The organism is Streptomyces sindenensis (assembly GCF_014649035.1).
GTDB lineage: Bacteria > Actinomycetota > Actinomycetes > Streptomycetales > Streptomycetaceae > Streptomyces > Streptomyces sindenensis.
The window spans coordinates 54,730-77,925 of sequence record NZ_BMSG01000032.1; the positions used below are offsets into that span (position 1 = coordinate 54,730).

General features: G+C 74.4%; 18 protein-coding genes. 11 read left to right on the plus strand and 7 right to left on the minus strand.

Going from position 1 to position 23,196, the window contains the following annotated elements:
• Entirely contained in the window at window positions 1–1,269 is a 1,269-nt protein-coding gene (locus tag IE145_RS27235) for a pyroglutamyl-peptidase I (protein WP_189528098.1), read from the minus strand.
• A 166-nt stretch (window positions 1,270–1,435) separates the two neighbouring features.
• Here IE145_RS27235 and IE145_RS27240 point away from each other — a divergent pair, with 166 nt between their 5' ends.
• The 6 genes from IE145_RS27240 to IE145_RS27265 all read left to right on the plus strand — a co-directional run bounded on the left by IE145_RS27240 (window position 1,436) and on the right by IE145_RS27265 (window position 8,995).
• Window positions 1,436–2,269: a M55 family metallopeptidase gene (locus IE145_RS27240; protein ID WP_189528099.1), complete on the plus strand. Its 834-nt coding sequence runs from the start codon at window positions 1,436–1,438 to the stop codon at window positions 2,267–2,269.
• Entirely contained in the window at window positions 2,262–3,605 is a 1,344-nt protein-coding gene (locus IE145_RS27245) for a M20/M25/M40 family metallo-hydrolase (protein ID WP_189528100.1), read from the plus strand. Before IE145_RS27240 ends, IE145_RS27245 begins: the two co-directional genes overlap by 8 nt.
• Before the next feature lie 55 nt (window positions 3,606–3,660).
• Entirely contained in the window at window positions 3,661–5,679 is a 2,019-nt protein-coding gene (locus tag IE145_RS27250) for a S9 family peptidase (RefSeq protein WP_189528129.1), read from the plus strand.
• Complete coding sequence (locus IE145_RS27255; RefSeq protein WP_189528101.1) at window positions 5,676–6,638, plus strand: S66 peptidase family protein; 963 nt, start codon at window positions 5,676–5,678, stop codon at window positions 6,636–6,638. The genes IE145_RS27250 and IE145_RS27255 overlap by 4 nt, the downstream gene beginning before the upstream one ends.
• 218 nt (window positions 6,639–6,856) lie before the next feature.
• Complete coding sequence (locus IE145_RS27260) at window positions 6,857–8,614, plus strand: CocE/NonD family hydrolase (protein WP_189528130.1); 1,758 nt, start codon at window positions 6,857–6,859, stop codon at window positions 8,612–8,614.
• A gap of 141 nt (window positions 8,615–8,755) precedes the next feature.
• Entirely contained in the window at window positions 8,756–8,995 is a 240-nt protein-coding gene (locus tag IE145_RS27265) for a LapA family protein (RefSeq protein WP_189528102.1), read from the plus strand.
• Between the two features lie 199 nt (window positions 8,996–9,194).
• Here the strand turns inward: IE145_RS27265 and IE145_RS27270 are convergent, their stop codons facing one another.
• The 3 genes from IE145_RS27270 to IE145_RS27280 form a co-directional block, all read right to left on the minus strand.
• Window positions 9,195–9,548 (minus strand): VOC family protein, encoded by a 354-nt coding sequence (locus IE145_RS27270; RefSeq protein ID WP_189528103.1) that lies wholly within the window; start codon window positions 9,546–9,548, stop codon window positions 9,195–9,197.
• A 70-nt stretch (window positions 9,549–9,618) separates the two neighbouring features.
• Window positions 9,619–10,440: a methyltransferase domain-containing protein gene (locus IE145_RS27275; RefSeq protein WP_189528104.1), complete on the minus strand. Its 822-nt coding sequence runs from the start codon at window positions 10,438–10,440 to the stop codon at window positions 9,619–9,621.
• Between the two features lie 125 nt (window positions 10,441–10,565).
• Window positions 10,566–12,080, minus strand: coding sequence for a bifunctional phosphatase PAP2/diacylglycerol kinase family protein (locus IE145_RS27280; RefSeq protein ID WP_189528105.1), 1,515 nt, complete (start codon window positions 12,078–12,080; stop codon window positions 10,566–10,568).
• 278 nt (window positions 12,081–12,358) lie between these two features.
• Here IE145_RS27280 and IE145_RS27285 point away from each other — a divergent pair, with 278 nt between their 5' ends.
• Window positions 12,359–13,678, plus strand: a complete 1,320-nt coding sequence (locus IE145_RS27285; protein ID WP_229825850.1) for an aminotransferase class I/II-fold pyridoxal phosphate-dependent enzyme — start codon at window positions 12,359–12,361, stop codon at window positions 13,676–13,678.
• A gap of 86 nt (window positions 13,679–13,764) precedes the next feature.
• On the opposite strand, the gene IE145_RS27290 is transcribed toward IE145_RS27285, so the two are convergent.
• Together IE145_RS27290 and IE145_RS27295 are read right to left on the minus strand one after the other, a co-directional pair.
• On the minus strand, window positions 13,765–14,403 hold the full coding sequence (locus IE145_RS27290) for a DedA family protein (RefSeq protein WP_189528106.1): 639 nt from the start codon (window positions 14,401–14,403) through the stop codon (window positions 13,765–13,767).
• A complete protein-coding gene (locus tag IE145_RS27295) occupies window positions 14,400–15,182 on the minus strand; it encodes an MBL fold metallo-hydrolase (RefSeq protein ID WP_229825851.1) in 783 nt (260 codons plus the stop codon). The genes IE145_RS27290 and IE145_RS27295 overlap by 4 nt, the downstream gene beginning before the upstream one ends.
• A gap of 252 nt (window positions 15,183–15,434) precedes the next feature.
• Here IE145_RS27295 and IE145_RS27300 point away from each other — a divergent pair, with 252 nt between their 5' ends.
• Complete coding sequence (locus IE145_RS27300) at window positions 15,435–17,645, plus strand: phage holin family protein (RefSeq protein WP_189528107.1); 2,211 nt, start codon at window positions 15,435–15,437, stop codon at window positions 17,643–17,645.
• Window positions 17,646–17,742: 97 nt separating this feature from the next.
• On the opposite strand, the gene IE145_RS27305 is transcribed toward IE145_RS27300, so the two are convergent.
• Window positions 17,743–18,795, minus strand: coding sequence for a LacI family DNA-binding transcriptional regulator (locus tag IE145_RS27305; protein WP_189528108.1), 1,053 nt, complete (start codon window positions 18,793–18,795; stop codon window positions 17,743–17,745).
• A gap of 211 nt (window positions 18,796–19,006) precedes the next feature.
• On the opposite strand from IE145_RS27305, the gene ligA reads away from it, so the two are divergent.
• From ligA to IE145_RS27320, 3 genes are all read left to right on the plus strand, one after another.
• A complete protein-coding gene (gene ligA, locus IE145_RS27310; protein ID WP_373296642.1) occupies window positions 19,007–21,133 on the plus strand; it encodes an NAD-dependent DNA ligase LigA in 2,127 nt (708 codons plus the stop codon).
• Window positions 21,134–21,783: 650 nt separating this feature from the next.
• Window positions 21,784–22,500, plus strand: coding sequence for an acetate and sugar kinases/Hsc70/actin family protein (locus IE145_RS27315; RefSeq protein ID WP_189528110.1), 717 nt, complete (start codon window positions 21,784–21,786; stop codon window positions 22,498–22,500).
• 47 nt (window positions 22,501–22,547) lie between these two features.
• Window positions 22,548–23,162, plus strand: a complete 615-nt coding sequence (locus IE145_RS27320) for a hypothetical protein (protein WP_189528111.1) — start codon at window positions 22,548–22,550, stop codon at window positions 23,160–23,162.
• Window positions 23,163–23,196: the final 34 nt, after the last annotated feature.

Consider the following 23,196-nt stretch of genomic DNA (forward strand, 5'->3'; position numbering starts at 1 on the left):
TCAGCCGGTGGCCGTCACCGCCGTCCGCACCAGCTCCCTCACCTGGTCCACGATGTCGGCGCGGTTGCGCTCGAAGTCCGGGTCGGTGACCGTGCCCGTCCGCGGGTCGGTGTTCTCCGCGCCGAACTGGAGGACCGGGGTGTGCAGATGGCCGCCCGGCAGATCCGGAAGACTGAGCCGGTCGCGCAGCAGGGTGACCCGGTAGGCGATCTCGTTGGAGAGGTAGTCGCCGCCGCCCCCGGCCCGCGCCGTCGAGCCCGGGGTGGGGCCGTCGGGCCTGGTCACGGGCTGGGTGCCGCCCGCCGGTATCTCGGTGACCTCGGTGTTGTCGTACACCGGGAAGCGGCCCGTGCCGGCCTCGGTGAGCTGCCGGTACGGGAGGGTCGTGGACGTCCACTGCGGCTGTGTGGCCGGGTCGGCGACGGGGACGAGCCCGGTGCTGGAGGCGTTCTCGTTGTCGGCGAAGCCACCGCGCCAGGCCCCGTTGGTGCGCTCCACGTCGAAGCGGCCCTGGCGGCCCTGGCTGACCGTGGTGAACAGGTCCAGACGCGGCAGGTGCCGGGCGAGAGCCCGCTCGACGGCGCCCTCGGCGAAGTCCGCCCAGCGCACCGGGAAGACGACGGTCTCGATCCGGGCCGGCCCGTCGGGCGTCCGCACCAGCGTGCCGTCCAGGGCGAGCGCGGTCGCCCCCGAGGGGTTGCCGATCCGGACGTCCCGGTCCAGCGTGAACGGGTCGAATCCGGTGACCAGGACCCGCTTCGTCCGGTGGCCCCGGTAGTGGATGTCGTCCTGGCCGCGCGACGCCGTCTCCAGTGCGGAGCGCAGGGCTTCGCGCCGCCGGTCGTCGAGGCCGAACCGGGGCGTCCAGGCCCGCAGTTCGCGGCTGAGCGCGAGCCGGGCCCAGTACAGCGGGCGGTCGTCGCCCCGGTTCAGGTCGCCCGTGGCGGGCCCCCGCCCCTGGGCCCGGTCCACGGCGCGCCGCCACAGCTCCGAGGCGTGGCGGGTCACGGTGCGCTCGGCCTGCCCATAGCTCTTCGCGTGCTTCAGGGCTCGCTCGAAGCGCGGGGCGAAGGCGTCGAATCCGCTGCGCCGCAGGATCTCCTGCGGGGCGGCCCGGTCGAGGCGCTGCTCCTCGACGGTCGCCTCCGCCGGGGTGCGGGAGGTGTCCGAAGGAGAAGCGGCGGCGGGCAGGGCGGAGCCCGCCAGGACGAGCAGCAGCGCCATGCCGCCGAGACCGATCCGGGCCGTCGCGGGGAGTTGGTGGGTCACACGGGTCCCTTTCGTTTCACCGGGTGGGCCCCGCAGTATCGCGGCACGGCCCGAGCCGATGCCATAGGGCACTGCGGCGCGGGGACGCGTGAGACGTCACCGGACAGGCCCCGGCGCGCCGCCCCTCCCTGGCCCGCGCCGCTCGCGGGGCGTACGGTGTGGCGGCATGAAGATCCTCATCAGCGCCGACATGGAAGGCGCCACCGGAGTCACCTGGCCGGCCGACGTGCTGCCGGGGACCCCGCAGTGGGAGCGCTGCCGGTCGATGTTCACCTCCGACGTGAACGCCGCCGCGCTCGGCTTCTACGACGGCGGCGCCGACGAGGTCCTGGTGAACGAGGCCCACTGGTCGATGCGCAATCTGCTGCTGGAGCACATGGACGAACGTGTTCAGATGCTGACCGGCAAGCACAAGTCGCTCTCCATGGTGGAGGGCATCCAGCACGGCGACGTGGACGCGGTGGCCTTCGTCGGCTACCACACGGGGGCCGGTACGGAGGGCGTCCTCGCCCACACCTACCTCGCCAACTCCATCACCGGCGTCTGGCTCAACGGCGTCCGCGCCAGCGAGGGGCTGCTCAACGCGCACGTCGCCGCCGAGTACGGCGTGCCCGTCGTCCTCGTCACCGGCGACGACCTGACCTGCGTGGACGCCGAGGGGTACGCCCCCGACGCCCGGAAGGTCGCCGTGAAGGACTACGTCTCCCGGTACGCGGCGGTCTGCCGCACCCCGGCCCGTACCGCCGCCGGCATCCGGGCGGCGGCGAAAGCGGCCACCGCGCTCGCGGGCCGCCGGGACCCGGTGACCGGCTCCGCGTTCACCGTGGAGCTGGAGTTCGACGCCGAGCATCTGGCGGCGGCGGCGACCGTCGTCCCCGGCGTGGCGCCGAGCGGCGAGAGGCGTGTCGCGTACACCAGCGCGACGATGTACGAAGGAATTCGCACGTTCAAGGCGGTGACGACGATCGTGTCGGCCGCCGTGGAGGAACAGTATGGCTGAGGCCCCCGACCCGCTCGGCCCCGTGGACCGTCAGGCCCTCGACGAAGTGGTGGCGTTCACCTCCGGGCTGATCCGCATCGACACCACCAACCGGGGCGGCGGCGACTGCCGGGAGCGCCCGGCCGCCGAGTACGTCGCCGAGCGGCTCGCGGACGCCGGGATCGAGCCGACGCTGCTGGAGCGCACCCCCGGCCGGACCAACGTGGTCGCCCGGATCCCCGGCACCGACCCCACCGCCGACGCGCTGCTCGTCCACGGGCACCTCGACGTGGTGCCCGCCGAACCGGCCGACTGGACCGTGCCCCCCTTCTCCGGCGAGGTGCGCGACGGCGTCGTGTGGGGGAGGGGCGCCGTCGACATGAAGAACATGGACGCGATGGTCCTCTCCGTCGTACGGGGCTGGGCCCGCGAGGGCTTCCGCCCGGCGCGCGACATCGTCATCGCCTACACCGCCGACGAGGAGGACAGCGCCGCCGACGGCTCCGGCTTCCTCGCCGAGCAGCACGCCGACCTGTTCGAGGGCTGTACGGAGGGCATCAGCGAGTCCGGGGCCTTCACCTTCCACGCCGGTGACGGCCTCTCGCTGTACCCGATCGCGGCGGGCGAGCGCGGCACGGGCTGGCTGAAGCTGACCGCCGAGGGGCGGGCCGGGCACGGCTCCAAGGTCAACCGGGAGAACGCGGTGAGCGCGCTGGCCGCCGCCGTCGCCCGGATCGGCGAGCACGAGTGGCCCATCCGCCTCACCCCGACCGTCCGCGCCGCGATCACCGAGATCGCCGCTCTGCACGGCATCACCGCCGACCTCGACGACCCCGGTTTCGACGTCGCCCAGCTCCTCGGCAAGCTCGGCCCGGCCGCCTCCCTCGTCGAGAACACCATCCGCAACAGCAGCAACCCGACGATGCTGGACGCCGGTTACAAGGTCAACGTCATCCCCGGCCATGCCACCGCCTACGTCGACGGACGCATGGTCCCCGGTGGCGACGAGGAGTTCCACGCCACCCTGGACCGGCTCACCGGGCCGCTCGTCGACTGGGAGTTCCACCACCGCGAGACGGCCCTGACGGCGCCGGTCGACTCACCGACGTACGCCAAGCTGCGCGCCGCCGTCGAGCGGTTCGACCCGGGCGCGCACACCGTCCCGTACTGCATGTCGGGCGGCACCGACGCCAAGCAGTTCTCCCGCCTCGGCATCACCGGCTACGGCTTCACCCCGCTGAAGCTGCCCGTCGGCTTCGACTACCAGCGGCTCTTCCACGGGGTCGACGAGCGCGTCCCCGTCGACGCCCTCCACTTCGGCGTCCGCGTCCTCGACCACTACCTGCGCACCGCCTGACCGCCTGCCGACCGACCGTGCCCCGGGGGGACCGTCCTACGTGAAACCGTCCTACGTGAACACCGCGCCCGCAGCGGCGCCCTACGGCACCTGGCCCTCGCCGATCGACGCGGCGCTCGCCGCCTCCCGCGACGGCCGGCCCGACCATCTCGGCACCGTCGGGGACGAGTTCTGGTGGACCGAGCCGCGCCCCGCCGAGGGCGGCCGCCGCGCGCTGATCCGCCGCCGCGCGGACGGCACCACCGCACCCGCGCTGCCCGCCCCCTGGAACGCCCGCAGCCGGGTGATCGAGTACGGCGGACAGCCCTGGGCGGGCACGGTGCGCGAGGACGGCGAACTCCTCGTGGTGTTCGTCCACTTCACCGACCAGCGGCTGTACGCCTACGCCCCCGACGGGCCGGACGAGCCCTGGCCGCTGACCCCTGTCTCCGAGGTCGGCGGCGGGCTGCGATGGGTGGACCCGCAGCTACGCCCGGAGCAGGGCGCGGCGGGCGAAGTCTGGTGCGTGCTGGAGGAGTTCACCGGTCCCGCCCCCACCGACGTACGACGGGTCCTGGCCGCCGTACCGCTGGACGGCTCGGCGGCCGACGACCGGGCGGCGGTCCGTGAACTCTCCGACGGACGGCACCGGTTCGTCACCGGACCCAAGGTCTCCCGCGACGGGCGACGGGCCGCCTGGATCGCCTGGGACCACCCGGCGATGCCCTGGGACGGCACGGTGGTCATGCTGGCCGACATCACCGAAGCGGGCGAACTCACCGGCGTCCGGCCCCTTGTCGGGGATCTCGACGAATCGGTCTGCCAGGTGGAATGGGACCGCGACGGCAGCCTCCTGTTCGTCTCCGACCTCTCCGGCTGGTGGGAGCTCCAGCGCATCCGCCCCGACGCCGTCGCCGGCGGTGCGGTCCCCAGCAGCCGCCTCCTGCCCCCTCGGGGCGAGGAGTTCGGCGGGCCGCTCTGGAAGATCGGGCTGCGCTGGTTCCATCCGCTGGACAACGGGCTGATCGCCGTCCTGCACGGCAAGGGCGACCACCGCCTCGGCATCCTCGACCCGGAGACCGGTGAACTCGCCGACGCCCCGGGCCCCTGGACCGCCTGGTCCGACACGCTCACCGTGCACGGCAGCCGGGTCGTCGGCGTCGCGGCGAGCCCCCGCAGCGCCCCCGAGGTCGTCGAACTGGACACCACGACCGGACGCACCCGCGCCATCGGCGCACCCCACGAGGACGCGGTTGACTCCGCGTACTACCCGTCCCCCGAGCAGCGCACCTTCACCGGCCCCGACGGCCGGGAGATCCACGCCCACATCCACCCGCCGCACCACCCCGAACACACCGGCCCCGAGGGCGAGAAGCCCCCGTACGTCGTCTGGGCGCACGGCGGCCCCACCGGTCACTCCCCGCTCGTCCTCGACCTGGAGATCGCCTACTTCACCTCGCGCGGCATCGGCGTCGCCGAGGTGAACTACGGCGGCTCCACCGGTTACGGACGCGCCTACCGCGAACGGCTGCGCGGCGCGTGGGGTCTGGTCGACGTGGCGGACTGCGCGGCCGTCGCCTCGGCCCTGGTCGAGCAGGGCGCGGCCGACCCGCAGCGGCTCGCGATCCGCGGCGGCAGCGCGGGCGGCTGGACCGCCGCCGCCTCGCTGACCAGCACCGACCTCTACTCCTGCGGCACGATCCTCTACCCGATCCTGGACCTCGAAGGGTGGGCCACCGACGAGACCCACGACTTCGAATCGCGGTATCTGGAGTCCCTCGTCGGCCCGTTCTCCGAAGTGCCCGAGCGCTACCGGGAACGCTCCCCGATGAACCGCACGGACCGGCTCAACACCCCGTTCCTGCTGCTCCAGGGGCTCGACGACGTGATCTGCCCGCCCGCCCAGAGCGAGCGCTTCCTCGCCGCCGTGGCCGGCCGGGGCATCGCCCACGCCTACATCGCCTTCGCGGGGGAGAGCCACGGATTCCGGCGCACGGAGACCTTGGTCCGCGCCCTGGAGGCCGAACTCTCCCTCTACGCCCAGACGTTCGGCATCGACCGGTCCGACGTACCGCCCCTGGAGCTGACCACGTGACCCGCCAGGACGACGGCCCGGCCACCCCGCTCGCCCGGCCCGCCCGGCTGCGCCCCGGCTCCCGGGTCGCCGTCGTCGCCCCCAGCGGACCGGTCCCGGCCGGCCGGCTGGAGGAAGGTCTCACCGTCCTGCGCGACTGGGGCCTCGAACCCGTCGTCGGGCCCCATGTCCGAGCCGCGCACCCGGAGTTGGACTACCTCGCCGGGGCGGACGCGGAGCGGGCCGCGGATCTTCAGGCCGCGTGGTGCGACCCGTCCGTGGAGGCCGTGCTCTGCGCCCGGGGCGGCTACGGCGCGCACCGGATGGTCGACCTCGTCGACTGGGCGGCGATCCGGGCCGCCGGGCCCAAGGCGTTCGTCGGCTACAGCGACGTCACCGTGCTGCACGAGGCGTTCGCCCTGCGGGCCGGGTTCGCCACCCTGCACGGACCGATGGTCGCCACCGAGACGTTCCTCAAGGACGCGCCGACCCGTGAGCACCTGCGCGCCACCCTCTTCGAGCCGGAGACCGTGCGCACCCTCGGCCTCGCATCGGCCGGGGCCCTGGTCCCCGGCCGGGCCGAAGGCGTCCTGTACGGCGGCTGCGTCAGCCTGCTGGCCGCCGACACCGGCACCCCCGGCGGCCGGTCCCACGCCCGCGGCAACCTCCTGGTGATCGAGGACACCGGGGAGGAGCCCTACCGCCTCGACGGCATCCTCACCCGGCTCCTGCGCTCCGGCGCCCTGGCCGGGGTGGCCGGGGTGGCCTGCGGCTCCTGGCAGGAGTGCGGGCCGTACGAGAAGATCCGCGCCGTGCTCGCCGACCGGCTCGGCCCGCTGGGCATACCCGTGGTCGAGGAGCTGGGATTCGGCCACGGGGCGACCGCGCTGACGATCCCCCTGGGGCTGCCCGCGGTGCTCGACGCACCGGCGGACGGCGGGCGTTGCACGCTCACCGTCCAGGTGCCCGCCCTCGTCTGACCCTCCTCGGCCTTTCCCGCGATCCGCGCCCGCACCGCCTGCCGTGCGGGCGCGGACGTGCGTGCTTTCGCACGGAGAACGTGAACATCCGTCAAGAACCGCTGTCCGATGCGTTGACACGGCTATGACCTGTGTCACAGCATGAGCGCGACCCAATACTTACCGGTCGGTAAGGTGTCCTCGGTGTGGAGGTCTTCGTGTCAGGTGCTGTTTCCAGAGTGCGCGGCCCGCTCGTCGCGGTCGCCGGGGCGGCCCTCGTCGCTCCCCTCGTCCTCGCCGGCCCGGCGCGGGCCGACGCCGCCCCGTACACCGTCACCCCGCTGACGTTCACCATCGAGGCGGGCGACCGCACCTGCACGGTGGACGCCGATCTCTACCGGCCCGCCGGGGTCGACGCCGACCACCCGGCCCCCGCCGTGCTCGCCACCAACGGTTTCGGCGGCAGCAAGTCCGACGGCTCCACCGACGCCATCGGCAAGGCCTTCGCCGAACGCGGCTATGTCGGGCTCGTCTACTCGGGCCTCGGCTTCGGCGAGTCCGGCTGCCTGATCACCCTCGACGACCCCGCCGTCGACGGGCGGGCCGCGAGCGGACTCCTCGACTTTCTCGGGGGCGTTCGCGCCGCCGACGACGGGACGTCGGCCGACTTCGTCACCCGGGACGCCGACGGCGACCCCCGCGTCGGCATGATCGGCGGTTCCTACGGCGGCGCGATCCAATTGGCGACCGCGGCCGTCGACCCCCGCGTCGACGCGATTGTCCCGCTGATCACCTGGAACGACCTGGCCTACGCGCTCGCCCCCAACAACACCGGCGCGCGCACCGGCGTCACCTCCGACACCCCGGGCGTCTTCAAGTGGCAGTGGGCCAACGGCTTCTACCTGATCGGCGAGGGGCAGCCACTCCTCAACCCGAGCCTGGACCCCTCCCGGATCAACCGGCTGGACTGCCTGCACTTCGCCACCCGCGCCTGCGAGACCATCCGGCTGCTCAACTCCGGCCGTTACCCGGCGGACAGGACGAAGGAGATGCTCGCGTACGCGCGCAGCGTCTCGCCCGTCTCCTACCTCGACCGGGTCAAGGCCCCCACCCTCATCGTCCAGGGGCAGGCCGACAGCCTCTTCAACCTCAACGAGGCCACCGCCACCTACCGGACGCTCAAGGCGCAGGGCACCGAGACCAAGATGATCTGGCAGTCCTGGGGGCACAGCGGTGGCCAGGTACCCGGCGAACTCGACCTGAGTCAGGGCAATCTGGAGACCAGCCACGTCGGGCAACGGGTGCTGGCCTGGTTCGACCGCTACCTCCACCAGAACACCGGCGCCGACACCGGGCCCGCCTTCTCCTACTACCGTGACTGGCAGAGCGGCTACGGCACGGCAGCCGACGTCCCCGCCCTGTCGCAGTCCCTCTACCTCTCCGGCGACGGCAAGCTCGTCGACAACCGCTCCAAGGTCGCGCGCGGCAGCCGCCAGTACACCAACTGGCTCGTCCCCACCAGTCACTCCGAGAGCTCCATCGCCCCGCTGATCGGTCTGCCCGACCCGAAGCCGTACGACACGAAGGGCACCTACCTCGGCTGGCGCAGCGAACCCCTCACCGCGCCCCTCGACGTCGTCGGCGCGCCGAAGGCCACCCTCAAGGTCGTCTCGCCGAAGGCGGAGCGGGTCCAGAACAGCGGCGACGCCTCCGACAAACTCGTCCTGTTCGCCAAGGTCTACGACGTCGCCCCCGACGGCGGCCGGAAGCTGGTCAACCGCCTCGTCTCCCCGGTCCGGGTCCCCGACGTCTCCCGGCCCTTCACGGTCGAGCTGCCCGGCATCGTCCACCGGTACGAAAAGGGGCACCGCCTGGAGTTCGTGATCGCCGCCAGCGACACCGCGTACTTCGGCAACCGGGGCATCAAGCCCGTCACCGTCCTCCACGCCCCCGAGGACACCGGCGTACTGGAACTCCCGGTGGTCCCCGCGGGCTGACCCCCGGCCCCTTCTGCTCACCCGAACGGCGTAACACCGCCGCCCCCCGCCCCCGGCATCCGCTCATGCTGGGACCCCGGGGGGCGGCCGCGTGCACACGGCGGGCCGGACGGGCGAGGAACGAGCGAAAGGGCCGGACCCATGAGCCCCAAGGACGTATCGAGCGACAGCGGGCGCGCCCAGGGGTGGCTCACACCCGGACGCATCGTGGTGGGCGTGGTGGTCGTGCTCGTCATCGTGTTCATCTGCGTGAACACCAGCGACGTCACCATCCGGATGCTGATCCCCGAGGTGACGATGCCGCTGTGGTTCGCCCTGGCCGCCATGTTCCTGATCGGGCTCGGCTGCGGCGGCTACGTCTTCCGCCGCCGGGCAAAGTGACGGCGGGCTCACGACCGGTCACCTGGACGCCGGCGTCCTGGACCCGAGCGTCATGCCCGCCGCCGACGGCCCGTACGCCGAGGCCCTAGGTCCTCGGCACGAGCCCACCGGAGAGGTGAACCCGGAGGGGTGAACCCAGAGGAGTGAACCCGGAGGGGTGAACAACGCCCCCGGGCGGCCGGTCGGACGGTCGGTCGGTTCAGGCGGTGACGTTGCGGTCCACGTACTCGAAGATCGAGCCGTCCGGGTGCAGGGCGATCAGGTTGCGGCCCGCCGGGGTCGGCACCGGTCCCGCGATCACGCGCGCGCCCGCCCGGGTCAGCGCCTCGTTGGCCTCGTCGACATCCTTGACGGCGATGGTCGCCCCCACCTTGCGCAGCACCTCCAGTTCCGACTCCGGCCCGTTCATCAACAGGAAGCAGCCGATCGCGGCCACCGACACCCCACCGCGCTCGAAGCGCAGGGCCGACGTGCCCGTCAGCCCCTCGTAGAAGGCCACCGCGGCCTCCAGGTCGTCGACGCAGATACGCAGCGTGGTTCCCAGGATCTCCATGGGTACGAGGGTAGTTGGCGGCCGCGACCGGTGTGATCGATTCCGGGCGGGCCGGGAGCCCCGCTTCACCTCACGCCCGGCACAGCACCTCACCGTGCGGGACCATGAACCAGCCGTCGCCCTCCGCGCCCCACGAGCGCCACGCCCCGGCGATATCCGTGAGCTGCTCGGCGCTCGCGTGACCGCCCGCCACCGCCAGCTCGGCGTAGGCCGAGTCCGTCGTACGATCCGCCCACAGGCCGCTCCACCAGGTGCGGCTCTCCGGGGTGGCGAAACACCAGGCGGCCGCGGTCGGGGTGATGTCGGTGAACCCGGCCCGCCGCGCCCAGGAGAGGAGGCGGCGTCCGGCGTCGGGCTCGCCGCCGTTGCCGCGCGCCACCCGCCCGTACACGTCGAGCCATGTGTCGAGGCCGGGCGTCTGCGGATACCAGGTCATCGCCGCGTAGTCGCTGTCCCGGGCCGCGACCACGCCGCCGGGCCGGCAGACCCGCCGCATCTCGCGCAGCGCCTGGACCGGGTCGCCGACGTGCTGGAGCACCTGGTGGGCGTGGACCACGTCGAAGGAGTCGTCGGGGAACTCCAGGGTGTGCACATCGGCCACGGCGAATTCGACGTTCTCCAGGCCGCGTTCGTCCGCCACCGCGGCGGCCTGGCCCAGGATGTCGGTGGCGGCGTCCACCGCGGTGACCCGGCCGGGGGCGACCAGCGCGGCCAGATCGGCGGTGATGGTCCCGGGGCCGCAGCCGACGTCCAGCACGGCCATACCGGGGCGGAGTTCGCCGAGGAGGTAGGCGGCCGAATTGGCGGCGGTCCGCCAGCGGTGCGAGCGCAGGACCGACTCGTGGTGGCCGTGCGTGTACACGGCGGTGTCGCTGGCTGTGTCCTTCGGCATGGCGTGACGCCCTCCCTCTCCCGAAAAGCCCCCGCGCCGATGGGCGCGGTGATGGAGCCACCGTACGCCGCCATGTCGGATGATGAGATGGGCGTCTTGCCATGCGGACGTGCCGCCCTGATGTGTCAGGCCGGCATCGGGCAGTAGACCGTCAGTGCTTCCGGCAGCTTGTCGATCGTCAGCTCCGTTCCGGAGTGGGCCACTTCGCCGTCGTACGCGTACGGAGTCCCCGGCGCGAGCCCGCCGATCCGCACCCGGCGCCGCCGCACCGCCGCATGGGCGGGGGAGCGGGTCAGCGGTCCCGCCACCGCCGCCGCCAGCAGGCGCAGCGCGGGTCCCCGGCCGCCGTGGACGACCCGGACGTCCAGCAGCCCGTCCGCCAGGTTGTGGCGGCGGCCCGGGTTGGGGCCGACGCGCCGGAAGAGCCCGTTGCCGACGAAGACCAGCCACAACGGCCGCCTGCGGCCCTGGAATTCGGCCTCCAGGGGGCGTTGCCCGCGCAGCACGTGGAACGCCGCGAGCACCCCCGCCGGCCAGCCGCCGATGCGCGGTGACCAGTGTTCCCGGGTACGCACCAGGTCCGGATACACGCCGAGGGAGAAGGCGTTGAGGAAATAGCCGTCGGCTCCGTCCGCGCCCTTGGGCCCCGGCCGGAAACGGCCCAGGTCCACCCGGATCGCGTCGCCCGCCGTGAGGGCGGTGGCGGTGTCGTGGACGGTCTCGACGCCCAGGTCGTAGGCGAAGTGGTTGAGAGTGCCGCCGGGGAAGACCGCCAGGGGCATCCCGTGCGTCGCGGCCACGGAGGCCGCCAGGTTCACCGTGCCGTCGCCCCCGCAGACGCCCAGCGCCCGGCCCTGGCCGGCCGCCTTGTCGAAGGCCGCCGGCAGATCGGCGGGTGCGACCTCCATGACCGTCGCCATCGGCAGCGCCTCGCGCACCAGCGACGCGGTCGCGGTCGCCGTCCCGGATTCCCGGTTCACCACCACGACGAGGTCCTGGCCGGCGGGCAGCGCCGGGGCCTCGCCGGGCGGGCGGCCGGGAGCGGGCAGCTGGCCCCGGGTCGGCACCACCCCGCGCAGGGCGAACGCGGCTCCGATGCCGAGCACCGCACCCGCGAGCACATCGCTCGGGTAGTGGACCCCGGTGTAGACGCGGGAGGCCGCCACCGCCGCCGCGACCGGGGCCACGACCGCGCCCCAGCCCTTGGACTCCAGGGCCACCCCGGTGGCGAAGGCGGCCGCCGACGCGGCGTGGCCCGAGGGGAAGGAGGTGGTGACCGGCTGCCGCTTGAGCTGCCGCACCACCGGCACCAGGTCCGCTATCGGCCGCTCGCGGCGCACCGCACCCTTGCCGACCGTGTTGATCGCCGCCGACGCCACCGCGAGGGACGCCACCCCGCGCAGCGCGGCCCGCCGCGAACGCGCGCTGCTCCCGAGGGCCGCGATCCCGGCCGCCGCCCCGAACCAGAGCAGCCCGTGGTTGGCGCTCCGGCTCAGCCTCGGCAGCAGCGGATCGGCGCCCGGCCAGTGCCGGTCCGCGACGCTCCGGAAGGCGGCCAGGTCGCGCCCCTGCAACCAGCCGCGCAGCCGGGCGACGGCGGGGGCGCTGGAGGCGGTGGATGAGGTTCTCGGTGTGGACATGGGTCAGCGGATACCCCTCCGGGCCACGCTGAACCAGCAGGCGCGCTGAGACTCCTGCCACGAGCCGCCGTCGAACGGCGGAACGGCTGAGTGGTGACGGGCCCCGGCACGGGCGCGCGACGGGGCGGGCGGGTCGTATTGGGCGGGCGGGCCGCCCGGAACCTCCGTATAAAGAAGCCAGAGGCTGTCCGCCGGGACCCCCGGGCACGGGGTGAGTCCGGCGGGACGGGAGTCGAGGGCTCGCAGACGCGGAGCGCCGAGCGGCGGAGGAGGCCCGGATGCGGGGAACCGAGGACACCGGCCCGGCGGGGGAGCGGGCCGGCCGGCCGGGCGCTCACGATGCCCGCGCCCAGGGTGACCAGGCCCGTCGGCCCGGTCACCCGGCCGCCCGTCCGCACGAGGATCACGGCCCCGTCCGGTACGGCCCGCCCGCCCCCGACCCCGGGCTGCCCGTCCTTCCCGAGCTGGCCGCCGTCCTCGCCGCCGCCTCCGCCCGGACCCGCCCCGAACCGCCCGGCGGCGGTCCGGCCCTGCGGGAGGCGGCCCGCGGCTACTGGGACCGGCGCGGGCTGCACGGCACGGCGGGCGGGACCGCCGCCGCCCCCGGGGCCCAGCCGCTCCTGCTCGCCCTCATCGGCGCACACGGCGGGGACGTCCTCATGCCGCGCCCCTGCCCCGCCGCCTGGATGCCGCAGGCCCGCCTGCTCGGCCACCCCGCCTACCACGTGCCCACCCCGGCCGAATGCGGCGGCATCCCCGACCCGTACGCCCTGCTGGAGACCGTCCGCCGGGTCCGGGCGGAGGGCGGCCGGCCGAAACTGCTGCTCCTGTCCGTCGTGGACGACCCCACCGCCACCGTCGCCCTGCCCGAGCTGGTCCGCGAGGCCTGCGAGGCCGCCGTCGACGAGGGGCTGCACATCATCAGCGACGAGACCTGGCGCGACACCGTGCACCACCCGCGCGACACCGTCCTGCTCAGCCCGGCCGAGATGTGCCCGGACGACGTCACGGTGATCACCGACCTGTCCGGAGCGCTCCTGCCGGCCGCCTGGCCGGTCGCCGTCGCCCGCTTCCCCGACACCGCCCGCGCGGCCGTCCGGCACGCCCGCACCCTGGACATCCTCACCGCACTCGGCGCCCTCGTCGCCGGTCCGGTCGGCCACGCCGCCGCCCACGCCCTGGGCGAGCCCGACTCCGTACGCGACCGGATCCGGCGGGCCGCGGCGCTCCACACCGAGGTCGCCGCGGCCGCCCACCGCGCGGTCCTCGGCTCCGGGGCGCTGGCCCGTCCCCCGCAGGCGGGCTGTCACCTCTACGCCGACCTCGGCCCGCTCCGCTCCCGGCTGGCGGACCTGGGCGTCACGGACTCCATGGAGCTGGAGGAGTACCTCACCGACCGGCTCGGCGCGCCGGCCCCGGGCGGCCACCGGTTCGGGGACGAGCTGGGCGCCCTGCGCGTACGCCTGGGCACCGGTCCGCTGCTGGGGGCCACACCGCAGCAGCGGACGGAGTCCCTCGCCGCGGCCAAGCCCCTGGAGCTCGCGCACGTGGCACGCGCCCTGGACGGCTTCGCGGCGGTCTTCGCCGAACTGCGCTGAGTACGCCATACGGCTACGGAGCACGCCATACGGCTACTGAGTACGGCGCACGGCTACTGAGTACGGCCCACGGCCACTGAGTACGGCTACGAAGGCGCGGGGCCGAACCGCTCCCGCAGCCTGCGCCACACCGCCGGCGCCCCGCTGATCAGCAGCGTCAGGGCGACCGCCGCGACCACCCCCTGCCACGGCTCCGGGAACAGCGAACCGCCCAGGATCCCGATCAGCTGGTACGTCGCCGCCCAGGCCAGACACGCCGGAACATCGCCCCGGGCGAACTGCCGCAGCGGCATCCGGCCCAGCAGACACGCCAGCATCACCGGAATCCGCCCGGCCGGGACCAGCCGGGACAGCACCAGCACCGTTCCGCCGTGCTCCGCCAGCTTCTCCTGCGCCTGGGCCAGCCGCTCCGGTGCGGCCCGGCGGGTTATCGCCTCCAGCCACTTCGACCCGTTCTTCGAGCGCACCCCGCGCTGCCCCAGCCAGTACAGACAGATGTCCCCGAGGAACGCGGCGGCCGACGCCACCAGGAACACGAAGAGCAGGGCGAGCGGTGACGTCTGGTGGAAGGCCACCACCGCCGCCGAACTGACCAGCGCCCCCGTCGGCACCACGGGCACCAAGGACCCCAGAGCCACCAGGGCGAACAGCGTCGGATAGCCGACCGCCTGCTGGGTCGACTCGGTGGGCAGCTCTCGCACCACCTGCTGGATCTCCTGGATCACCGGCCGGCCTCCGGCCTGACCCGCTCGCCGTGCCCCAGCAGATGCACGGCCACCTCCGGCGCCCGCTTCGCCGCGTGCCGGACGAACTCATCGCCCGGCGCGTGGAACTCGTGCGGGCGCACCGCGTCCATGCCGATCGGCCAGTACGTCCCGTAGTGCACCGGCACCGCCGACCGGGGTGCGAGCCGGGTCAGCGCCTCGGCGGCCCGGGCCGGGTCCAGATGACTGTGCCCCAGATAGGGCCCCCAGCCGCCGACCGGCAGCAGCGCCACGTCCACCGGCCCCACCGCGTCGGCCATCGCGTCGAAGAGCCCGGTGTCCCCGGCGAAGTACGTTCGCGCCTCGCCCTCGACGACGTAGCCGAGCGCGGGCGACCGGTGCGGCCCGACCGGCAGCCGCCGCCCGTCGTGCAGCGCGGGGACCGCCCGCACCCGCACCTCGCCGATCCGCACCGTGTCACCCGGCCGCACCTCGGTGACGTGCAGCTGCTGCCGCCGCCGCAGCATCCGCAGCCCCGGCACCGCCGCCACCGCGCCGCTCGGCACGATCAGCCGGCTGCCGTGAGCCAGCCGGGCCAGCGACGGCAGATGCAGATGGTCGGAGTGCAGATGGGAGATCAGCACCACCTCGGCGACCGCGGCCTCCGGCGGCGGCACCTCGCCCCGGCGGCGGCGCAGATGCGCGAAGCGCCGTACGAACAGGGGGTCGGTCAGCACCCGCACCCCCGAGTCCTCGATCGTGCAGGTGGCATGACCCCACCAGGTGACCTCCACCGGCACGTCCGCCCTCCTCGCTCGATTCCCGGACGGTCCCCGTCCGGCCCCCGGGACGGTGCCCGGGCCGATCCTGGTCCGATCCGCGCGCCCCGTGACCGGGTGCGCCGCCGGTACGAGCCTATGCGCCCCCGGTGCCGTCGCGCCGACCCCCACGGGGTTCCCGTCCAAGCCCTGACCGGGCGCGACGCTGTGAAAAGCTGAAGGGCGGCCCCGGACATACCGGGCCCGGGGGCGGAGGGCGTGAGGTGGACCGGCGTGGGTGACGGGAAGTGGCGTACGGCGGGCAGGGCCCTGATGCGGGTGACCGCGGTCTGGGCGGTGTCCACCCTCACCATGCTCGTCCTGGCCGGCGCCCTGCCCGACTTCCAGCTCCAGTCCGACGACGGCGACACGATCACCAAGACGGCGTTCACCGCGGCCTGGGGCGCGGGCGCGTTCGGCCTGCTCTCCGCCCTGGTGTGGCCCGTCCTCGTCCGGTCCCTGCTCATCGTGCCCGCCCTGGTCCTCGGCGCCCTGGTCTTCTTCCTCAACGGTTCGCTGCTGCTGATAGCGCTGCGCCTGATCCCGGACGGCCGGGGCGACGCCGCGCCGGAGACCGCGGTCGTCGTCGCCGCCGTGATGTCCGCCGTCGCCTCCGCCACCTCCACCGCCCTCGCCGTCCGCGACGACGAGGCCTACCGCAGACGGCTGTCCCGGCTCGCCGACCGGCGCCGCAGACGCGGCAGATCCCCGGGCCCGGCCGAACCCGGCCGCGACGGACCGCCCGGCACGGTCTTCCTCCAGCTCGACGGCGTCGGCCACGACGTGCTGGTCAAGGCGGCGGCCGACGGGTTGATGCCGACCGTCGCCGGGTGGCTCGCCGACTCCTCCGGACACCGGCTCACCCCGTGGCGTACCGACTGGTCCAGCCAGACCGGCGCCAGCCAGCTCGCCATCCTGCACGGCAGCAACCACGACGTGCCCGCGTTCCGCTGGTACGAGAAGGAGACCCGCGCCGTCATGGTCTCCAGCCGCCCCGCGAGCGCCCTCGAAATGCAACGGCGGGCCATCCGGCGCACCCACGACGGGGGCCTCCTCACCGTCGACGGGGCGAGCCGGGGCAACCTCTTCAGCGGCGGCGCCGGACAGCTCGCCCTGGTGCTCTCCATGGCCGCCCGGCGCGGCAAGGGCCGCCGCTCCCGCGCCGGGTACTTCGCCTACTTCTCCGACCCCGCCAACGCCACCCGGACCGCCCTCTCCTTCGTCGCCGAGGTGTTCCGGGAGATCGGCCAGTCGACCCGGGCCCGCGCCCGCAAGGCCACCCCGCGGATCAAGCGCGGCGGGCTCTACCCCTTCATCCGCGCCTTCGCCACCGTCGTGGAGCGCGACGTGGTCGTCGCCGCCGTTCTCGGCGACATGTTCGCCGGACGCACCGCCGTCTACGCCGACCTCGTCGCCTACGACGAGGTCGCCCACCACTCGGGGCCCCACAGCCGCGACGCCGAGAAGGTCCTCCTCCGCCTCGACCGCTCCCTCGCCCTGATCGCCAAGATCGCCGACCACACCCCGCGCGCCTACCGGATCGTGCTCCTCTCCGACCACGGCCAGAGCCTCGGCGAGACCTTCGCGGGGAGGTACGGGCTCACGCTCAAGGACCTCGTCCGGGCGGGCTGCGGGCTGCCGGTGCCCCGCCGCGCCCAGCGCACCCGCAGCGCCTCCGAGGCTCGCGACGCGGTACGGATCGCCCTGCACCGCCCCGTCGAGGGGCAACAGGACGAGCACCCGGCCAAGCTCTCCGACCCGATCGTGCTGGCCTCCGGCAACCTCGGGCTGATCTCCTTCCCCGACATCGAGGGCCGCGCCACCCGCGAGCAGATCGAGCGCCGCCACCCGGCCCTGCTCTCCACGCTCGCCAACCACCCGGGGATCGGCTTCCTCCTCGTCGGCGGGGAAGACGGCTCCGTCGTGCTCGGGCCCGGCGGCGAGGAGGTCCCCGTCGCCGAACTGACGGACGGCGAGGGCCCGCTCGCCGGCTTCGGCACCGGGGCGGCCGACGCCGTACGCCGCACGGACACCTTCCCGCACGTCGCCGACATCATGGTCAACTCCATGTACGACCCCGCCACCGGCACCGTCCACGCCTTCGAGGAGCAGATCGGCTCGCACGGCGGCCTCGGCGGCGAACAGTCCCGGCCGTTCCTGCTCTGGCCGCGCGGCCTCACGGACCCGCTCGACATCGTGGCCGCCGAGACCGCGGAGGGCGCGCCCCCGCCGTCGGGCGGTGGCCTGGTGGGCGCGGAGGCGGTCCACCGGGTACTCACCCGATGGCTCCGGGAGTCGTCGGGGCCCCAGGTCCCGGTGCGCGCGGAGGGGTTCGCCGGGGCCGGCCCGGCGGACGAGCCCTTCCCGGCGGACACCCCGGTGCCGGCGAAGCCCCCCGTGCCGACGGAGGCTCCGGTGCCGGACGGGCCGGAAACGACGGCCTGACCGACGCCTCACGCCCGCAGGGCCAGGGCCAGGGCCAGGGTCAGGTCCGGGCCCGGGTCCAGGGCCTGGACCCGGACCTTCGGGAGGCCTGCCGCGTTCAGGCCGACTGCCGCCGTACCAGCGCCGGCGGGAAGAGCACCGAGGGCGAGGGACCGCCCGGCTCACCGATCTGCTTCAGCAGCAGCCGGGCCATCTCCGCCGCCATCTCCTCCACCGGCTGCCGGACCGTGGTGAGGGGCGGATCGCAGGCCGCGGCGGCGCTGCTGTCGTCGAAGCCGACCACCGCGACGTCGGACGGCACGTCGCGACCGGCCCGTAGCAGCACGGGCAGGGCCCCGAGCGCCATCAGGTCGGAGGCGATGAACACCCCGTCCAGATCCGGGCGGTCCGCCAGCAGCCGGCGCATCGCCGCCGCCCCGCCCAGATGCGTGAAGTCCCCCTCGGCGCAGGCCACGTCCTCGATGCCATGGGCGGCGCATGCCTCCAGGAAACCGGTCAGCCGGACCTGCCCGGCGGGCATGTCCTGCGGCCCGGTGATCGTGCCGATGCGGCGCCGCCCCTGGGCGGCGAGGTGGTCGGCCGCCAGCCGCGCCCCGGCGTGCTGGTCCACCTCCACATAGGCCAGCGGTGACGGCTTGTGCGGACGGCCCGCGAGGACGGCGGGCATCCGGGTCTCCTGGAGGAGCCCGGGCAGCGGGTCGTCGGCGTGCGTCGTGATCAGCACGACCCCGTCGACATGGCCGTGCCGGAGATAGGAGACCAGCTGCGTCCGGGACCCCTCGTCGTCGGCCAGCATCACGACCATCTGGATCCCCGCCGGGCGCAGCACGTCCAGCAGGCCGCTGACGACCCGCCCGAAATACGGGTCGGAGAACATCCGGCCGACGAACGGCTCGGACATCGGCCGCCGTTCGCGTTCGGAGACCACCAGCGCCACCGAGTCGGTCCGCCGGGTCACCAGTGAACGCGCGGCCCGGTTGGGCACATAGCCGGTGGTCGCCACCGCCTGCTCGACGACGGTGCGCAGGGCGGGGTCCACCGTGGTCGCCCCGTTGATCACCCGGGACACCGTCGCCCGTGACACACCGGCCACGGCCGCCACGTCCTCCAAGGTCGTGGGGCGTACGGGCTGCGGCACTTCGGCTGTCATGCAGCCCTTTATACCCGCAGGCAGGCGGCCCCGTTCAGCCGAGGGCCCGCCCCGCGCCCGGCAGTTGTTCCCGTCCGGCGGGGGACGCCTCGCGCGCCGTCACGAGGGCGGCGGCCGGCTCACGGCCGTCGGTCCGGCCGCCCCAGGTGATCGGGCGGGGGCAGGAGACCGGCCGGGGCCATTGTCAGTGGCAGCCGGAAGAATGGTGGTCATGACGAACTCAGCTGCTGTGCTCGCCGATGCCGCCGCCTATGCCGCCGCGGTGGAAGAAGCCTCCGTCGCCGCCGCCGCGTACTACGACACGGGCGAGAGCGGGTTGGACGACGACGCCTACGACCGGCTGGCGCGCGGCATAGCCGCGTACGAGGCGGAGCACCCGGAGGAGGTGCTCGCCGCCTCGCCGACGGGCAAGGTCGCGGGCGGGGCCGCGGTCGGCGACGTGCCGCACACGGTTCCCATGCTCTCGCTGGACAATGTGTTCTCGGCCGAGCAGTTCGCGACCTGGACCGCCTCGCTGGAGCGGCGCATCGGCAGACCGGTGACCGCGTGGAGCGTCGAGCCGAAGCTCGACGGCCTGGCGGTCGCCGCGCGCTATCGCGACGGCCGGTTCGAGCGCCTCATCACCCGGGGCGACGGCACGGCGGGCGAGGACGTCTCGCACGCGGCGGGCGCCGTCGTCGGACTGCCGGAGCGGCTGGCCGAGCCGGTCACCATCGAGGTGCGCGGCGAGATCCTCATGACGAACGACCAGTTCGAGCGGGGCAACGCGATCCGCACGGAACACGGCGGCGCCCCCTTCGCCAACCCGCGCAACGGGGCGGCGGGCACCCTGCGCGCCAAGGACCGCGCCTACCGGGTGGAGACGACCTTCTTCGCCTACGGCGCGCTGCCGCTGCCCGATTCCGGGGAGCTCGGTGAGACCCTCGCCGAACTGCCCCACAGCGAGGTTCTGGCGTACGTCGCCGGCCTCGGCGTGCACACGGCGGCGGGCACGGACGTGGCGCCGGTCCTGGCCGCCACGGTCGAGGAGGTCCAGGCGCGGGTGGACGCCATAGGCTCCCTGCGCGCCGCGCTGCCGTTCGGCATCGACGGGATCGTGATCAAGGCCGACCTGGCGGCCGATCAGCGCGAGGCGGGCTCCGGCACCCGCGCTCCCCGCTGGGCCATCGCCTACAAGCTGCCCGCCGTCGAGAAGATCACCCGCCTGGTGTCCGTCGAGTGGAACGTCGGGCGTACGGGCATCATCGCGCCGCGCGCCGTGCTGGAGCCCGTGGAGATCGACGGCTCCACCGTCGGTTTTGCCACCCTGCACAACCCCGCCGACATCACCCGCCGTGACCTGCGGCTGGGCGACCAGGTCATGGTCTACAAGGCGGGCGACATCATCCCGCGCATCGAGGCCCCCGTCGTCCACCTGCGCACCGGCGACGAGACGCCCATCGACTTCCCCGAGAGCTGTCCGCAGTGCGGCTCCGCCATCGACACGAGCGAACAGCGCTGGCGCTGCACCCGGGGCCGCAACTGCCGCCTCGTCGCCTCCGTCTCGTACGCGGCGGGCCGGGACCAGCTCGACATCGAGGGCCTCGGGGCCACGCGGGTCGTCCAGCTCGTCGACGCCGGTCTCGTCGCGGACTTCGCCGACCTGTTCACCCTGGAGCGCGAGCAGCTGCTCGCCCTCGACCGGATGGGCGAGACCTCCACGGACAATCTCCTGGCAGCCATCGAGACCGCCCGCACCCGGCCGCTCTCCCGGGTCTTCTGCGCCTTGGGCGTACGGGGCACGGGGCGCTCCATGTCACGCCGTATCGCCCGGTACTTCGCCACCATGGACCGGATCGTCGCCGCCGACGTGGAGACGCTCCAGCGGGTGGACGGCATCGGCAAGGAGAAGGCCGCCGCGGTCGTCGCCGAGCTGGTGGAGCTGGCACCGCTGATCGACAAGCTCGTCGCGGCCGGGGTGACCATGACCGAGCCGGGCGCCACCCCGCCCCCGGAGCCCGGGACGGAGGAGGAGGCAGCCGCGGCCGGGGCGGACGCGGAGGCCGGTGGCAACGGCGGCGACGGTCCCACGCTGCCCCTGGCGGGGATGACCGTGGTGGTGACGGGTGCGATGTCCGGAGCGCTGGAGAAGCTGTCGCGCAACCAGATGAACGAGCTGATCGAGCGGGCGGGCGGCAAGTCGTCCTCCAGCGTCTCCAAGCGCACCAGCCTGCTGGTCGCCGGGGACAAGGCCGGGTCCAAGCGCACCAAGGCGGAGGACCTGGGCATCCGGATCGCGGCGCCGGAGGAGTTCGCCGAGCTGATCGGCGCGTTCCTGGCGGCGGGGGAGGACGGCTGAGTCGCCGACTGCCGCACGCGGCGCCTCGGCGCGCCTGTGAATCAGCGAGGAAGTGGCGTTCCACCACCCCGTATTGCATAGTGAGGGCTCGGTCGTGCCTCACTATCAGTGGGCCGACGGGTGCGTGGGCGGCGGAGACGGCCGGCCGGGGGTGAGGGACGATGCGTTCTGTGCACGACGGGCAGCGACCGGGTCGCGCCGTCTCCCCGTGGTCCGCAGCCGCCCGGGACGTTCCGGCCTCGCGTGCCGCTGTCCCCGCCCCGCCCCGTCGTGTTCCCGCCCCGCCCGCCCCGGCCTCCGCTCCGACCGTTCCGGCCTCTGCCCGGAACGCCCCGGCCTCTGCCCCGACCGTTCCGATCACTTCCGCAACCGGCGATCGGCGAGGGCCGTTTCGCCCGGGGGCGGGCCCATGGGGGAAGGGCCCCGGACCGCTTCGTGACGGAAGCGGTGCCGGGGCGTTCGGGGCGGAACGCCGCGGGGATTCCCGAGGAGGTCTCCGGACGCGTCACCAGCCCCAGCACCAGAGCACGGAACAGCACCAGCACCAGCCCCAGCACCGGGAGCAGCACCAGCGCGAGGGTGCGGGCAACGGTGCCCCGGTCGCGCGGGGACTGGCCCTGGACCTCGGCAGCTCCCGCACCCGGGCCTGGGTGCACGGCCGAGGTCTGCTCCTCGACCCGGTCCCGGGGGCCGGCCCGCACGGGGGCGCCGAGCGGCCGGTCCGGCGTGGACGCATCGTCGACCCCGAGTCCTGCGGCCGGCTCCTCGGCCGGATCGCCGACGCGGCGCTCGGCCCCGACCGCGGCGACAGCGTGATCGTGCTCAGCCACCCCGTGCTCGCCGGCGCCGAACACCGCACCGTCGCGCGCGCCCTGCTCGCCGGGCTCGGGACGACGCGCGTCGTGGTCCTCAGCAGCGCCCGGGCCGCCGCCACGCACGCCGGACCGAGCACGACGGGCCCCCTTCTCGTTGTCGACATGGGAGCCGAGCTGACCGAGGTCACCCTCCTCGTCGGGGGCCTGGTCGCTGACGCCCGGCAGGCCGAGACCGGACTCGACGACCTCGCCGGCCTCGACCCGGCGACGCACCCGAGCGTCCTCGGCCGTACAGTGCTGGACATGATCACGTCGATGTGGCGGCACGACCGGCACGGCGCGATCCGGGGAGCCCTGCGCAAGGGCCCCGTGCTCGCGGGCGGCGGCGCGCTGCGGTCCGACGTCACCGATCACCTCGCCCGCTGCCTCGGCACCCGGGTGCGCCTGGCCGACGACCCGTCCACCACGGTCGTCCGTGGCGCCGGACAGATCCTCAGCTCCGTGCTCCGCCACCGGCCGACGCCGCCCGAGCGATCCGGCCGCCCGAGGTGACCCCGTACCCGGCACGGCCCCGGGTCCACACGCACCGGGTGCGATGTGTGCTGGCCTCGCTGCTCCTCACCGTCCTCACCCTGATCGGCGGTGCCGCCACGGCGAACGGTGCGGCGCCCGCCGCCCAGGCCACCCGGAGCCTCGCGCCCGCCGTCACGGCCGCCGCGGCTCCGCCGTCCGCCGCACCGCGGACCCACGACAGCGCGCTCGCGTCCCGGTACCACCCGGGGCACGAGAGCGCGCTCGCCTCCCGGCACCGCACCGGCCACGGCGACGCACCCGACTCCCGGCACCACCACGCCGGGCACGGCACCTCCCACGACGCCCGGCACGTCGTCTCCCAGGCCACGCACGAGCGGCCCACGGCGGGGGCCGATCCGGCGCAGGCCCCCCGGGCGGGCACCGGCCGGGCGTATCTGCTCCTCCACGCGCCACCGCCGCCGCACGACGCGCTGACCCCCGCTGCGGCGGGGCCCGCCGAGCCACGCGGCGGGGTCCACCGTGCCGCCGCGGAATCCTTTGACGCACCCGGCAGCCGTCGGGGCGCGCTTCCCGGTGTCCGGGGCCCTCCGGACAGGACCACCGGTCCCACGACCGGGCATCCGCCGTCCTGTTCCGTCCGTTCTGCCCCTTCTGCCGATCAGGCGTCGCGTCCTCGCTGAGGTGAGGGCGCTCGACGCCCCACCGGAGGATTCC